This is a genomic window from Shewanella sp. UCD-KL12 (genome assembly GCF_001957125.1).
Taxonomy (GTDB): Bacteria; Pseudomonadota; Gammaproteobacteria; order Enterobacterales; family Shewanellaceae; genus Shewanella.
On sequence record NZ_MPHJ01000053.1, the window covers coordinates 1 to 684 of the forward strand.

Below are 684 nucleotides of genomic sequence, written 5' to 3' on the forward strand. Positions count from 1 at the left end.
ACACGGCAAACCAGCCTTCTTAAACAGAAGCTGAAACCCAGTCAGGGCAACAAGTAAGCTAATTAATTTCCTCGTTTTAAACGTTTGAAATTAAATTTTTAAAAGCACTTGACGCCAACAACGGGAAGTGTAGAATACGCCTCCTCAAGCCAGCGACCTAGCGTCAACGGCGGTGCTACTTAGCGCCACGTTCTTTAACAATACGAAACAAGAAATCTGTGTGGACATTCACAGGTGTTGAGTTATTCGAAATTGCTTCTTAGGAAGCAATCAAAAATTTAACTCAATGTAACGATGAGTGTTCATAGCAATATGTACAAACGTTTTTAAGATTCTTCCGAGTCTTCTAAACGAAATCAGAATTCATTGAGCCGGTTCTTAGGAATCAACAAAACTTTAATTGAAGAGTTTGATCATGGCTCAGATTGAACGCTGGCGGCAGGCCTAACACATGCAAGTCGAGCGGAAACAGAAAGGTGCTTGCACCTTTGCTGTCGAGCGGCGGACGGGTGAGTAATGCCTAGATATCTGCCTAGTCGTGGGGGATAACAGTTGGAAACGACTGCTAATACCGCATACGCCCTACGGGGGAAAGGAGGGGACCTTCGGGCCTTTCGCGATTAGATGAGTCTAGGTGGGATTAGCTAGTAGGTAAGGTAATGGCTTACCTAGGCGACGATCCCT

General features: G+C 44.9%; 1 rRNA gene. It reads left to right on the forward strand.

The window, feature by feature from the left end:
* Positions 1-397 precede the first annotated feature (397 nt).
* A 16S ribosomal RNA gene (locus BM736_RS24795) occupies positions 398-684 on the forward strand; the annotation flags it as partial.